This is a genomic window from Methylacidiphilum caldifontis (genome assembly GCF_017310505.1).
GTDB classification, from domain to species: Bacteria; Verrucomicrobiota; Verrucomicrobiia; order Methylacidiphilales; family Methylacidiphilaceae; genus Methylacidiphilum; species Methylacidiphilum caldifontis.
In genome coordinates this window covers 1619545-1634296 of sequence record NZ_CP065957.1, presented here as the reverse complement: position 1 = coordinate 1634296, position 14752 = coordinate 1619545, and the positions used below count along the sequence as shown (strand labels likewise).

The 14752-nt window shown below is 42.7% G+C and carries 11 protein-coding genes and 1 pseudogene; 9 read left to right on the top strand and 3 right to left on the bottom strand.

The window, feature by feature from the left end; all coding sequences use genetic code 11:
- Positions 1-90 precede the first annotated feature (90 nt).
- Together IT6_RS07575 and IT6_RS07570 are read left to right on the top strand one after the other, a co-directional pair.
- A complete protein-coding gene (locus IT6_RS07575; RefSeq protein ID WP_134439506.1) occupies positions 91-1332 on the top strand; it encodes an LL-diaminopimelate aminotransferase in 1242 nt (413 codons plus the stop codon).
- 68 nt (positions 1333-1400) lie between these two features.
- Complete coding sequence (locus tag IT6_RS07570) at positions 1401-3422, top strand: ATP-dependent DNA helicase (protein WP_206825868.1); 2022 nt, start codon at positions 1401-1403, stop codon at positions 3420-3422.
- Between the two features lie 210 nt (positions 3423-3632).
- Here the strand turns inward: IT6_RS07570 and tnpA are convergent.
- Positions 3633-4044: pseudogene (tnpA, locus tag IT6_RS07565) on the bottom strand (IS200/IS605 family transposase); the annotation flags it as partial.
- Positions 4045-4064: 20 nt separating this feature from the next.
- Here tnpA and IT6_RS07560 point away from each other — a divergent pair.
- The 4 genes from IT6_RS07560 (at position 4065) to IT6_RS07545 (ending at position 7627) form a co-directional block, all read left to right on the top strand.
- Positions 4065-5345 carry an RNA-guided endonuclease InsQ/TnpB family protein gene (locus tag IT6_RS07560; protein ID WP_206825866.1) on the top strand — a complete coding sequence of 427 codons (1281 nt, stop codon included), beginning with the start codon at positions 4065-4067 and terminating at the stop codon, positions 5343-5345.
- Entirely contained in the window at positions 5333-5473 is a 141-nt protein-coding gene (locus IT6_RS07555; protein ID WP_206825864.1) for a hypothetical protein, read from the top strand. The genes IT6_RS07560 and IT6_RS07555 overlap by 13 nt, the downstream gene beginning before the upstream one ends.
- A gap of 700 nt (positions 5474-6173) precedes the next feature.
- The gene (locus IT6_RS07550) at positions 6174-6530 is read left to right on the top strand and encodes a hypothetical protein (protein ID WP_134439034.1); all 357 of its coding nucleotides are present in this window, start codon (positions 6174-6176) and stop codon (positions 6528-6530) included.
- A 290-nt stretch (positions 6531-6820) separates the two neighbouring features.
- Entirely contained in the window at positions 6821-7627 is an 807-nt protein-coding gene (locus IT6_RS07545) for an RluA family pseudouridine synthase (RefSeq protein ID WP_134439035.1), read from the top strand.
- 18 nt (positions 7628-7645) lie between these two features.
- On the opposite strand, the gene IT6_RS07540 is transcribed toward IT6_RS07545, so the two are convergent.
- The gene (locus IT6_RS07540; RefSeq protein ID WP_206825862.1) at positions 7646-8659 is read right to left on the bottom strand and encodes an alcohol dehydrogenase catalytic domain-containing protein; all 1014 of its coding nucleotides are present in this window, start codon (positions 8657-8659) and stop codon (positions 7646-7648) included.
- A 129-nt stretch (positions 8660-8788) separates the two neighbouring features.
- On the opposite strand from IT6_RS07540, the gene IT6_RS07535 reads away from it, so the two are divergent.
- Positions 8789-10162 (top strand): MBL fold metallo-hydrolase, encoded by a 1374-nt coding sequence (locus IT6_RS07535; RefSeq protein ID WP_134439059.1) that lies wholly within the window; start codon positions 8789-8791, stop codon positions 10160-10162.
- Positions 10163-10516: 354 nt separating this feature from the next.
- Here the strand turns inward: IT6_RS07535 and IT6_RS07530 are convergent, their stop codons facing one another.
- A complete protein-coding gene (locus tag IT6_RS07530; RefSeq protein WP_134439037.1) occupies positions 10517-12412 on the bottom strand; it encodes a cytochrome c oxidase subunit I in 1896 nt (631 codons plus the stop codon).
- 320 nt (positions 12413-12732) lie between these two features.
- Here IT6_RS07530 and IT6_RS07525 point away from each other — a divergent pair, with 320 nt between their 5' ends.
- Both IT6_RS07525 and zwf read left to right on the top strand, forming a co-directional pair.
- Positions 12733-13107: a hypothetical protein gene (locus IT6_RS07525; RefSeq protein ID WP_242524149.1), complete on the top strand. Its 375-nt coding sequence runs from the start codon at positions 12733-12735 to the stop codon at positions 13105-13107.
- Between the two features lie 126 nt (positions 13108-13233).
- On the top strand, positions 13234-14751 hold the full coding sequence (gene zwf, locus IT6_RS07520; protein WP_206825861.1) for a glucose-6-phosphate dehydrogenase: 1518 nt from the start codon (positions 13234-13236) through the stop codon (positions 14749-14751).
- The last annotated feature ends 1 nt before the right edge of the window (position 14752 follow it).

Genomic DNA, 14752 nt, shown 5'->3' with positions numbered 1-14752 from the left:
TTATAAAAGACAAAAATCATAACAATAAAAAATCAGAGGAATTTTTCCTTGTAGACTAATTATCAAATTAAAAAGTAAATAAACTGATCTATGAATAACGATTACATTCAGTCTCTTTTTGCTCAACGAATCGGGGGGAGTTCTTTTGGAGAGACAACCCAAATATACAAATTCGAAAAAATCAAGAGAGCCAAGCGCTCGGCAAAAGAAAAAAATCCTCATATTGAACTTCTCGATTTTGGAGTGGGAGAACCCGATGAACCCGCTACTGCTGAAACAGTAATGGTTCTAGCCAAGGAAGCAGCAAAAGCCGAAAACCGTTTTTATGCGGATAATGGAGGTCAACTTCTCAAAGAAGCAGCGGCCAGATACATGAAAAGAATTTGTGGAGTTGAGGTCGATCCACAATCCGAAATTATTCATTCGATTGGGATTAAAGCTGCCTTATCCATTCTTCCTGCTGCTCTGATCGACCCTGGGGATTACGTGCTCATGACCGTGCCCGGTTATCCGGTATTTGGCACTCATGCCCAGTACTATGGAGGCAAAGTTTATAACCTTCCTCTGAAAAAAGAAAACCAGTTTTTACCTGATCTTTATTCGGTTCCCCAAAACATTCTTTCTAAGACTAAGGTCTTGGTTCTTAATTATCCCAATAACCCTACAGGGGCAGTAGCCAGCAGGGGATTTTTTGAAGATGTTGTTGATTTTGCTTTAAAGCATAGAATCGTTGTCATTCACGACTTTGCTTATGCTGGACTTGTTTTCGAAGGCAAGCCACTTAGCTTTTTATCAATACCTGGAGCAAAAGAAGTGGGGATTGAACTCCATTCAGCAAGCAAAAATTTCAACATGACGGGATGGCGCTGTGGTTTTGTCGTTGGCAATCCCAAGCTCATCAAAGCTTATGGGTATGTCAAGGATCATACGGATTCAGGGCAATTTCTTGCCATCCAACATGCTTATGCCTATTGTCTGGATCACAGCGAAATCACTGAAAGGATCGCTCAAAAATATTCCCGGAGAATGGATCTGATGGTTGAAACTCTCCGTAACATTGGCTTCAAGGCAACAAAACCTAAAGCTTCCTTTTTCCTCTATACCGAAGCCCCAAAATCAGTAAACTCCAAGGGAAAAAACATCACTTTTCGTAATGCCGAAGATTGCACCCAATGGTTAATCCAGGAAAAACTTATTTCAACCGTACCTTGGGATGATGCAGGGCCTTTCTTAAGATGGAGCGTAACCTACAGCGCAAAAAACGAGCAAGAAGAAAAAGAGATCATGGAAAAACTCAAAACAAGGCTATCTGACTGTCATTGGGAATGGTAAATATGACACTTCTATGATAAATATAGAAAGAAGGAGTTATGGATAGACAGTTTTCAAAGGGATAAGTCATGTCTAGCGATGGTCAAAATAGCCTATCCAACGGCAAATTTAATGACCCAAGAAAGCAAGATGGAGCTTCTTTAATCTCTTCTTTTTTTTCTCCCGCTGGTCCCTTGTCTCAAGCAGCTCACTATGAATATCGGCCTCAACAAAAACAAATGGCAGAAGAGATTTACAGTAGCCTTGAAAAAAAACAACACCTGGTTATTGAAGCACCAACAGGTACTGGCAAAAGCTTAGCTTATCTGGTTTCTTCCCTCTTTTACTGTAAGAATTTTTCACAAAGAGGCGTCATTTCGACTCACACTCTTAACTTGCAGGATCAACTCCTTCACAAGGATATTCCTCTATTAAAAAAAATGTTAGCCAAGGACTTCTCTGTCGTGCTCCTTAAGGGACGTCAAAACTACATCTGTCCCAAAAGGCTTGAGAAAGTGATGCGACATGGCTCGGACCTTTTCCCCTCTCATGAAACAACGGACATCCTGAATGTATACAATTGGTCACTAAGAACCAAAACGGGAGACATTGAAGAACTTGATCCTCTTCCTTCGTTGCAGCTCTGGAGTCAAATATGTTCAGAACCTGGATTATGTAACTGCAAAAGCTGTGCACATAACCCCCGTTGTTTTTACCAAAGATTTAGAGAGAAAAGTAGTCAGTCGGACTTGACCATAGTTAACCATGCCTTTTATTTTTCTCTTCTTGGAAGAAATGTTGATCCCGAGTTTCAAAAAGAAATTGGAACTCCTTTTGGTGAAAGTTTTGTGGTCTTTGACGAGGCCCACACTCTTGAAAAAATAGCTTCAAGCCAGCTTGGATTTTCTGTTTCTAAGTACCGGTTGCAGAACCTTCTTTTCCGCCTATTTAATCCGATTACCCACAAAGGACTACTTCTTTTCCTAAAAAACAAACACCTGATAGAAAAAAATATAATAGCTTATGAACAGCTTCGCTTGTTTTTCCAGTCCATTGCTGAAATCCCTATTCAACATTCTGTTTTGGAACAAAGAATTATTAACCCTTTGCCCCTACCCAACCCTCTGCCCGAAACCTTAGACAATCTTGTAAAAGAAATATCTTCAGAAATCATAAACGTCCAAGAAAAAGAGATCAAAGAGGAGATAGAAAACTGTATCGAAAAAATTTCGCTTGAAAAGCGCGCTCTTCTTGACTTTTTTGAAATGAAAATTCCAGATCATGTTTATTGGATAGAAATTACTGATCCTCCCAGTCTTAATGGGAATGTTCAGCTTCTGGCCACGCCCTTGGATGTAGGACCTCTTCTTCAATCCTTGCTTTACGAAAAAGAGATTTCGGTAATCATGACTAGTGCTACCTTACAAGTTGCAAATAGTTTTTCCTATTTTCAGCAGCATGTTGGTCTCTATAGCCGTTCTCTTTCCCTGCAGTCGCCTTTTGATTACGGCAAGCAGATGAAAATTGTTATTCCTAAAAATATGCCTGATCCTTCGCAAACCTCTCCCTATGAACAAGCTCTTGCTTATTGGATAGAGAGATTAGTAAGACAAACTGGAGGATCTGCTCTTGTCCTTTTTACAAACCGCAAAACCTTGTCAAATATGGTGAATGTGCTCAGTCAAAAGCTCACCGAAGCAGGTTATCCTCTTTTTGTTCAAGATGGAAAAATATCTCGCCACAGGCTTTTGAATCTTTTCAAAGAAGCTAGGCATGCCGTACTGTTTGGAATGGATAGTTTCTGGCAAGGTATCGATGTCCCTGGAGAGTCTTTAAGAAATGTGATTATCACGAAACTGCCCTTCTCTTCTCCAGATCATCCTCAAGTCCAAGCTAAAAGTGAACAATTAGAAAAATTGGGTTTTAATCCTTTTTTTCATTACTCCCTTCCCGAAGCCGTTTTAAAATTCAGGCAAGGAGTAGGTAGATTAATTAGAAGTAAAGAAGATAGGGGAATTATAGCTATTCTCGATTCAAGAATACTCTCTAGATCTTATGGAAAAATGTTTCTTCTTTCTATTCCCTCTGCACCCATTGAAACCATTGAATAAGGGAAAATGAAGAATACTCGTTCTGCTTACTTGAGGTGGTAATCGTGATTAAATTATAATTTTTTTTGAATGATCTCTGACTGCAATGAACTTTTCCCTATCCCCAGTGCAACGGTTATTCCTTTTCAATGAATGACCAAGTGCGCGGGCTTGCCCCGCCGCTTGGGGCGGGGAAGGATAGCGCGGAGGGCGTAGCCGTCCTTGGTTCCAGTGTGGCGTCTGCAGCTGCTCTGGTGTACTGGCGCACGATGGAAATCGGCGCGCCCCCGCAGGATGAGGCGAAGTACGACGGCGACCACAGCACACCGCGCCAGTACCAGCTCTGAATGTCGGGCCGCTCCTTGCGCAGCAGCCGGCTGGATACGCCCTTGAGACTGTTCATGAGGTTGGAGACGGCGACCTTGGGCGGATATTCCACGAGCAGATGGACGTGATCGTCCTCGCCGTCCATTTCGACGAGTTGCGCCTCAAAGTCGGCACAGACCTTGGCGAAGATCGTGCGCAGCCGGTTGATGGCGTCGTCGTCGAACACTTTGCGGCGGTATTTCGTCACGAAGACCAAATGGAGGTGCATCTTGAAGACACAGTGCCGTCCATGTCTTATATCTTGATTTTGCGCCATAGGCTAAGTATAATGTTTCCATGCTTATCCGCCAAGCCTTCAAGTACGAATTGATGCCAAACGGCCAGCAAGAGCGGCAAATGTGCCGCTTCGCTGGCTCATGCCGGTTCGTTTACAACAGGGCGCTGGCGTTGCAGAAGGAGCGCCACGAGCGAGGCGAGAAAAAACTTGGCTACGCTGGGTTGTGCAAGCTGCTCACCGAGTGGCGCAACAGCGCGGAAACGGCATGGCTCAAGGACGCTCCGGTGCATCCCTTGCAACAATCCCTCAAAGACCTGGAGCGAGCCTACGCCAACTTCTTTGCCAAGTGGGCTGGTTTCCCACGCTTCAGGAAGAAAGGCATGTCGGATAGCTTCCGCTATCCCGACCCGAAGCAGATCAAGCTGGAGCAGCACAACAACCGCATCTTTCTGCCCAAGCTCGGTTGGCTGCGCTACCGCAACAGCCGGGAGCTGCTCGGTGTAGTCAAGAACGTCACCGTAAGCCAGTCATGCGGTAAGTGGTACGTGAGCATCCAGGCCGAGCGGGAGGTGGAGCAGATCGTCCCGCAAGGAGGTACGGTTGGCATCGACATGGGGATCGCCCGCTTCGCTACGCTCTCGGATGGCACGTTCTACGCCCCGCTCCACAGCTTCAGGCGGCATGAGCAACGCTTGGGCAAGGCGCAGCAGTCATTGAGCCGCAGGGTCAGATTCAGCAACAACTGGAGGAAGGCAAAAGCAAGAGTTGGGCGCATCCACGCACGCATCGCCAATGTCCGCCGCGACTACCTGCATAAGACCTCGACAGCGATCAGCAAAAACCACGCTGTAGTCTTCGTCGAGGACTTGCAGGTACGGAACATGTCCGGGTCGGCGGCGGGCACTGTCGAGGCTCCAGGCCGAAACGTTCGGGCCATGTCCGGCCTGAACAAGTCGATCCTGGATCAAGGTTGGTTCGAGTTCGGTCGCCAACTGGACTACAAGCTGGCATGGCGGGGCGGCCGGCTGATCACCGTGCCGCCGCAGAATACGAGCCGCGCCTGCCCGTGCTGCGGACACGTTTCGGCGGACAACCGCCAGACGCAGGCCTGGTTTGCGTGTGTGGAATGTGGTTTCGAGGACAACGCCGATGTGGTCGGTGCAATCAACATCCTCTCTTGTGGGATGCAAATGTTGCGGGACGAAGGGCAGGGCACGCTGCACGCTTGCAGCGGGATGGCGCAAGCCGTCAGCCCGGATGGCCTGTGGATCGAACCGCGCTGGCGGTCGGAAGCAGGAACCCACCGAAGCGACCCAGGAGAGGCGCCATGCCACCCCTGAGCGCCGTAGGAATCTCCGGCCTTCAGGCCGGGGAGGATGTCAATGGTTCTTATCCTTTGCTAACGCATGGTCAGGTAATGGCCTTTTTGCTTGCCGGGTGTATTATCCCCGAAGATTGCTCCTCTTAAAGGGACGTTTACTGCTTAGCCCAGCCTCTCAGATCTAATCCATGCCAAAGAAATCATCCATGGAGCTTTAAGGCAAAATGAGCTGTAGAAATCTCAATAAAGTGAATTGGGCAAGCTCCTCGCTGAAAATACCAAGCTTCGAAAGAGATCTAGCTCTTCTACTATAAACTTGGAGATGAAAAATGAATAAGTCAGCGCTCAAAAGAAATTCTTATTACAGCGATATTGGATCATAGAGATTGTAAGGCAACATCTATCATATCGTTATAAGATTTCAGCGCTATTTCCATAGCTAAAGCCTGAACCAAGCCACGCGCGCTTTTCAAACAATGTTTCTTGATTTATTTCAAGTTTCCCTCAGGACCAAATATATTTCTAAAACCAAGATCACTTCATCAACATGGGATCTCTTCCAGCCGATCTTGTGCCTCTTCTTTGATACATCTGAATGTATCGACACATTCTTTTCCTTTTTCACTCCTCCTTGTTATTTCTTCATTCATATTGGCGGATCTATAGGAAAATCTTTGTTGGAATGTGAAATTTGACTACCCTCTAACACGATTGCACATAAAAAAAATTTTTATGAAAAAATGATCAAACCCCTATTCTTATATAAGGGATTGACTGGATCATACAGTTGAATTTTTCTGCATACATTATTGTCAATTACACTGCATTATATTATGCTTTATACAGTATGAAAAAAATTGCTTTTTCCCTTATTTGCTCACTTTTGGTATCCTTCAATCCTTTCTTTTCTACCTATGCACAGGAAGAGAAGACCGTTATCAAAGGAAAAGTACTAGATATGGTTTGTTATATTGATCATGGGGCCGAAGGAGAAAAACATTTAAAGTGTGCAAAAACCTGTATCGGTTCTGGATTGCCTGTGGGATTAAAGGGAGAAGATGGAAAACTCTACTTGATTGTAGGAGAACACAAGCCCATAAACCAGCAATTGGTTTCTAAAGCTCAACAAACTATTACTGTCAAAGGCAAAGTAGTCAGTAAAGACGGGTTTAACTTAATAGAAAATGCCGAGATAGTTGAGTAAGCTTCTTCCGTAGTTGTCATAAGAACTCCAACTCTATCTAAAGAGAGGTATTGCTTCAGGTCTAGAACTCTGAACAGACCCATGGGTATTTAGCTAGCCCAGAATATCATTCTTGGCCAATGTTTAATAATATTTAATCCTGAATACCTTCGATCTGCTTAAAAAGTTTATCTGATCAATAAAAATTTGGTTAAACATTTCTATTCTCTAAATAGGAATGGAAGTCTCATCCATCCTTTCTCTTTATTGACGCAAAGAAAGATATATTAAACAATAGCTTGAGTTTTTTTATGAATTTTTATGAGCCTTCCTATCCCCCACGGATCATATTTGAAAATGAGGATTTTCTCATCCTAGACAAACCCCCCTTTTTCCTTTCCCATCCCACATACAAAAAGAAAAATCCAAGTATCTTGGAATGGTTGCAAAATCAGCATCCCCATGTCTCCTTCAGACTCATCCATAGATTAGACCGTGAAACAAGTGGACTTTTACTCGTAGCTAAAAATGAGGCTGTTGCCTCTTATTTTGGACGGCAGATGGAAAAAAGGCTTATTCAAAAGGGATACCTAGCGATCTGCTGGGGTGAGCTCAAGGTTGATTTCTTGAAAATAGAAGCTCCTATCGGCTACATGGGCGGATCGAATGGAAATTCAATCGTTATTCGTCAAGGAATAGTTGCTCATGGGGCTAACTCCATATCAGAAGTTTATCCCATCGGGTATGGAGGAGGATATAGTTTGTTATGGATAAAACCGATTACGGGAAAGCTTCATCAGATTAGGGTCCATCTTTCCACAATCAAACATCCTCTGGTAGGAGATAAACTCTATGGACCTAACCCTTTATTTTTTCTAGAATTCACAAAATGGGGTTGGACAGAAGAAATGAGAAAAGTATTGCTCCTACCCCGACATGCTTTACATGCTGCCACCCTTTCTTTCTTTTGGAAGGGAAATAAACAGCAATTCTTTTCCCCCCTTCCCGAAGATCTTGAAAAATTCTTAAGGAATACCAAGAACTTTATCGAGATAAAAAACCCTATGCTGCAAAAAAATAGCTGGGAGATGACACATATCTTGAAAAAATTTTACTAACACTCAGATCAAGCAGGGTTATACTACAAGAACAGCCCGCATGACGATTTCCCCTTTCTTTAGCTTCATCAAAGCTTCAGGGGCATCCTCAAGAGAAAAGCCTTGACATATTGGCTTGATTTTCCCCTCTGCCGCTAGTTGCAGGACTTCTTTCATTTCTTCTCTAGGACCAATCACTGTCCCTAATACCACTTTTTCCTCGACAAAAGAAAAGCTTCCCAACTCAACCTGAACCCCCACAATAACCTTTCCACCAGCTTTGACTAAAGACATAGCCAATTGTGCCACTGCACTGGAAGGGGCAAAAACAATCCCACAATCAATCGCTTGTTCTTTTTTTAATTTTTCCAAAGAGCTTTTATCATTTCCATTTATACACTCATCAGCTCCTAAATCCTTTGCCACTCTCAAGTGCTCTGGATTTCTAGAGATAGCAATGGTTGTGGCTCCCGCAATGCGAGCAAACTGCAGAGCCATATGACCAACCCCTCCAATACCAAAAATGGCTACACGTTTACCCATTATATCTCCTGCCTTTTTTATGGCATGATAAGCGGTAATTCCTGGACAGAATAAGGGAGCAGCTTCTACGGCAGGAATTGCTTCAGGAACAAGGTATAAATGATCTTCTTTGCCAATTACATACTCTGCATAACCGCCATCAACTGTTTCCCCGGTGATTTCCTTTAGCTGACACAATTCCTCTTTTCCCGTCCAACAATAGGAGCATCTACCACATGTAGACCAGAGAGGTTGAAGCCCTACTCGATCTCCTTTCCTAAAATGGCTAACCCGGTTTCCTATTTCTACCACCCTACCTACAATTTCATGTCCGGGAATAATAGGAAGTTTTGCAGGTATGCCTCTTTCCATCCAATCGCCTTCAATCATATGAAGATTAGATCGGCAGACCCCACAGGCTTCAATTTTAACCAACACTTCGTCATCCATGGGATGAGGATCGCCAACACTGGCTATCTTCAATGGCTTCGCTTCTAAGGCTGAAGGACTGGTTAACAATACAGCTTTCATTTTCCAACTACCCTGACAATCAAACTTTATAAGTAGAACTGATTTTCTCTTGATTTATGATCAGAAATACATTAATTACAAAGTTAATACCACAAAAATAGAATTGATTCAGCCTTTTTGCTTAGTTTAGTGAAATTTATAAATTTAACACGTTCCATAGAAATAGGTGCTAATTCATATTTTTTAGATTTTGGTGACGACGGCCACTTAGTTCTTGATGCTGGGCTTCATCCAAAAATTGAAGGTGAACTCGCTACCCCTCACTTTCAAAGCCTGGAAGATTATCCCGTCGATTGCCTCATCATAAGCCATGCACATCATGACCATACTGGAGCTCTACCCTTATTCCTCAGAAAATATCCCAATCTAAAAGTTTTTTTAAGCGAGCCCACCTATCACTTGACCCTTCCCCTACTTCACAATTCGGTCGAAGTTATGCTTAAACAAAGGCTTGCTCTTCAAATCCCTGAATATCCCCTATATACTCACAAGGAAATCGATCATGGGACCGAGCGATGGCAAATTTGTCATATCAATAAAGAATGGTCATTAAATGGTTATCCTAATCCCAAGCATGAACCCCTTACCTTTAGGTTTTACCCTAGCGGTCATATCCTTGGTGCCGTAGGTGTACGTATATTCCACCGAGGCAGGAGGATTTTTTATACCGGAGATGTGAGTTTCAAGGAACAAACCCTTATGCTTCCAGCCGATTTCCCTCAAGATGGTATAGATGTGCTTATCATCGAGTCGACTCGAGGAGCTCAAGAGATGGAAAAGGGTATAACCAGGCAGACTGAAATTCAACGGCTTATCGATCGCATAGAAAATACTTTCGACAGAGGGGGATCAGTCCTTATTCCTATTTTTGCACTTGGTAAAACTCAAGAAATTATCACTACTCTTTTCTTTGAACAACAAAAGGGAAGACTAAGAAAGTGTCCCATTTACATTGGAGGGTTAAGTAGAAGTTTTTCTGAAATATATGATAGGCTTTCTTCAAGATCATTAAGAAGATACCCGGGTTTCAAAATACTGGATACCATTGCACCAATTGTCGTCAATGGGAAAAAAACCCATAAAATCCAACCCGTCAAAGGAGAGCTTTATCTGGTTACTTCAGGAATGATGAACGAAAATACCATTTCTAACATTTTAGCTCAAAAATTCCTACCCAACGAAAAAAACTCCATATTTTTTGTCGGTTATTGTGACCCTGAGTCCCCAGCTGGCCAACTATTAGCTACACCGCGAGGAAATCTTGTGGTACTCAACAGCTCAAGCAAACCTCAACCTGTCCTCTGTGAAGTAGATCATTTTGATCTTACCAGTCATGCCCAAAGGGAAGACATTTTATCCTATATTCAACTTCTGGAACCCCGAACTTGTATTCTTGTCCATGGGGATCCTACTGCCCTCGAATGGTTCAAGCAAAAAATAGAAGAAGAAAGTCCACACATTAACCTCGTCATCCCTCCCCCTGGACAGCTCATAAACGTCTAAGGACTGTATTACTTAGTCTATGCCACTTAATTTTTTTCTGTATCGTTTTCTGCAAAAACAATTCAGTAAAAAACCAACTCGTTGTGTGCTTTAGGGTTTAAATCCATGCGAAGACGAAAAGAAAAAACAAGACTAATTCATTGGGAAAAGGCTAGATAAAAAGAACAACTCACTTCAAGCTTTCTTTCATCAAGGAGCCAAAAAAAATAGAGTTTAGAATTATGCCTAAACTTATTTACCTTTTGCCTCTCATGATATCAACGCAATATATACCAGTATCCTGTACATTTTTCACTTTCCTCATGTATTGAATAATCTGATTGAACTCTTGGTGGCTTTCCTCGGTTATACTGCTTAGACTTTTTCTACTTTAGCTTGGGGAACTTTTGGCCTAACATCGGGTTCCCATTGAGGAGAATAATCTTTATCTGCCCCTGGAACACTATACTCGTAGGGTCCTCTATAAACGGTAAGAGGTTGCAGAAAATTTCCATGTCCTGGAGGCGTCGGTGTCGCCCATTCCAGAGTTGTTCCCTGCCAAGGATTGTCCGATTGAACCTTCTTTCCATAAAACAGGCTCCAGAAGAAATTGATAATGAACGGAATCTGGGCAATAGCGAGCAACCATGCTGAAATGGACATAACATGATTAAGCCACAACACTCCTTGGGCCATCTCCCATCCCTGACCGCCATCATACCATCTTCTATGCACACCTGCAAAACCTTGAATCAACATGGGGATAAAAACTCCATTGAAGGTTATAAAAGTAGGCCAAAAATGAAGTTTGCCCAATAAAACATTCATCTCTCTACCTGTTGCCTTTGGATACCAGTAATATATTCCTGCAAATAGAGCCATAATTGAAGTTGGAGCCATCATATAATGGAAATGACCAATGACATAATAAGTGTCATGCAAAACCATATCCGAAGTAGACCAACCTAAAGGAATGCCTGTCAACCCCCCGATGCCAAACAAAGGAAGCCAGGCTAAGGCAAACAACATAGGCAGATTAAACCGAATGGATGCTCCCCAAAGAGACATGAGGAAAACAGTGCCAATGAGAACAGAGGGGATGGAAATAATGGTCGTGAATAGTTGAAAAAATGCGCTTATGGCTTGTCCCATTCCCGTCATATACATGTGATGGGCCCAGACAATCATGCCCACAAAACCAATTGTCAAAACCGAGTAGACAAGGATCTTGTAACTCCAGAGGGGTTTTCGAGTATTATTAGCGAGAATTTCGGCAACAATACCCATTGTAGGTAAAATCTGAACATAAACTTCGGGATGACCTAAAAACCAGAAAAGATGTTGCCATAATAAAGGAGATCCTCCCCCACTATAATGGGCATGTTGTCCATTGACGATTAACCCGTCTGGAGAAAAGAAACTTGTCCCCGCCAACCTATCCATTAATTGCATGATCGCTGCTGCTTCCAGCGGAGGAAAAGCCAGTAGCATGAGAAAAGCGGTGACCAACTCAGCCCAAATGAAAAAAGGAAGTCTCATCCAACTTAAGCCGGGAACCCTTAATTGAAAAATCGTAGTAATCATATTGATTACTCCAAGCAAGGAACCCGTTATATTAAAAGCCATACCTAAAAGCCACAGGGTTTGCCCGTTAAAAAGAAGATGAAAATGCGGCCCGGAATCAGCCAAGTCAGCAAGAGGAGGATAGGAAGTCCAACCCGATTTCGCTGCTCCTCCAGGAACAAAAAAACTCACCATGATAATCACTACCCCTACAAAAAAACACCAAAAACTAGCCATGTTGAGCCGAGGAAAAGCCATGTCTGGAGCACCTAACTGTAAAGGGACAACAAAATTTCCAAACCCAGCAAAAAGAGCGGGAACAAGAGCCATAAATATCATCACTGTTCCATGGATAGCTCCAAAAGAGTTGTAGCCTTGAGGGGTCATTACCCCACCCGCAAACATCTCATTTCCAAAGATATTTTCCAGAATTTTTCCAAAAAAAGGAATCGGCTTTCCTGGATAAGAAAGCTGCCATCTCATAACAATCATTAGGCCAAAACCAAAGAACGCCACGATCAAGGAAGTAATCATGTACTGTATACCGATAACCTTGTGATCGGTAGAAAACAGGTACTTCCTGTACCAGGGCAAATCCTCATGATGGTTTTGGTTGTGATGCTCTCCCTGCGCACTTTCTACAGAGGAGGGATGAACAGGATGAGAAACATCCTTTTTTTCAGCATTAACGAAATTCTGATTGTCCATATTATTGTCCTTTTTCGTCATTCATTGGGTATTGAGCAGCGCTTCAAAAGAAGTTTAGAATCAAAAGAAGGAAATGAAAACTCAGGAAGAATTGCTAAAAATATGCCCTCAATCTGCGGAGAAGGAGTGTGGAGTTCTTCTATAGATTGTTAATCTTATCCATTAGAAGAAAGACTAATAAATGCGAAGCATAATGGAGTGATTTATTCTTTTTACTGGACTTTTCTACAGAAGAGAAGACAAAAAAGAAATACTTTCTTCTCTCTTTTACAGGAACTATTTTTTATAAAAGGCTTAAAAATTCAAAATAGAAATATCATATGAAACATCTTCTTTTAGCCTTGACCTTATTGACTACGACTCTTTTCTTTTCGGCTAACTGTTCTCGACAACCCTCATCTCCAAGTCCTGAAGGCAAATATACGGGATGTTGGAATGAAGAAAATGGATCTCTGACCTGTATCACTCTTTACCTAAGCAAGGAGGGTAAAGTTAAGGGAGAACGTCGTTCCAAAACAGCTACAAATCCCCAAGAAAAGGATGAATGGGAAGCACAATACAAAGTTGTGGACAATAAAATTATAATCGGAACAGCGGATAAAGTTTTTGCTCAGTTGATCATCCGAGGAGATGAACTCATCGATCCGAACCATAAAGTATTTGGCAAACCCGTTGTTCTTAAAAAGATACCCTAAAAGAAAAACCAAAGATGTTTTTTTTTGCAACTTTATATCTTTAAAGAGGGTTCATATAAGTGTTGTTTTTTCTCTAATCTACAACGAACCCTGTGTCTTATTTAATAATTTTGGGTATTTAAGAATATGACAACGACCCTAACCAATGAAAAATCCCATCAAAACGCAGCGACCATTTTCATCATTTTTGGTGGAGCAGGAGATCTAAGTTGGAGAAAGCTTTTCCCGGCACTCTATAGTTTGTATAGATCAAATTGGCTTCCAGAGAATTTTGCCATAGTCGCTGCAGACAGGAAATCGATGAACCTAGAAGAATATCGGGAACATATTCGAAATGGAGTTGAAACGTTTGCTCCCCAATATGATAGTTCTCTGTGGTCATGTTTTTCTGAAAAAATAGAATCTTATCTCATTGCCGATTTATCTGAAGCAGCTTTCTATGAATCATTAAAACATACCCTTGAACAGATTGGAACAAAGTGGGAAACAAAACCTAACTGGATTTTTTATCTAGCCGTCTCTCCCAGCTTAATAAAAACGGTTGTTTCCCAGATAGGCATCGCTCAGTTATTTCTGGCTCCTGGAGATTCTCGAATTGTTGTTGAAAAGCCTTATGGCCATGATCTTAAGTCCGCCAATGAGCTTGACCAATGCCTTGGAAGAGTGTTTAAAGAATCTCAAATTTTTAGGATCGATCATTATCTTGGAAAAGAAACCGTCCAGAATATTCTTGCCCTGCGATTTGCTAACGCTTGGTGGGAACCGATCTGGGATAGTCGCTACATCGACCATGTCCAAATTACGGTAGCCGAAGAAGTCGGGGTAGAACTTCGAGGAGAGTACTATGAGCATGCTGGAGCCCTTCGGGATATGGTGCAAAATCATATGCTCCAACTTCTTTGCCTTATAGCGATGGAACCCCCGGTTTCCTTTGATTCTGATGAAATCCGCAATAAAAAAGTAGACGTTCTTCATGCCGTAAGAAAAATCATTCCGGACGAGGTCCACCAGATTGCTGTACGGGGACAATACGGCAGGGGATGGATAAAAGGTAAAGAAGTCGTCGCTTATAGGGAAGAACCAGGGGTTAAATCCGATTCTTCCACTGAAACTTTTGCCGCTATCAAGCTTTTTATTGATAACTGGCGCTGGCAGAATGTTCCTTTTTATTTGAGGACCGGTAAAAGGCTAGCCAAAAGGGTTACCCAAATAGTCGTCACTTTAAAGCCCATTCCTCATCAAGCATTCCCAGCTCGGGCTCTTGACCAATGGTTACCTAACAGAATGATCCTGAATATCCAACCCGAGGAGAGTATCTCATTGGTATTCCATGCAAAAATTCCCGGCCCCGTTATTCGTTTAAGCCCAGTCAATCTTCAATTTAAGTACCAAGAGGCGTTCAAGAAAGGTTCTCCTGAAGCTTACGAAACCCTTCTGAGGGATGTTATTATTGGTGATGGAACTTTATTCATGCGCGCTGACCAGGCACAAGCGGCTTGGTCTATTGTTGATCCTATTCTTGAATTCTGGGAGAACACTCCTCCGATTGATTTTCCTAATTATCCAGCTGGAAGCTGGGGACCAGAATCGGCGCAAGTGCTTATAGCTAAAGACGGGAAAAGTTGGTATGAAGGAGGGTACTGAG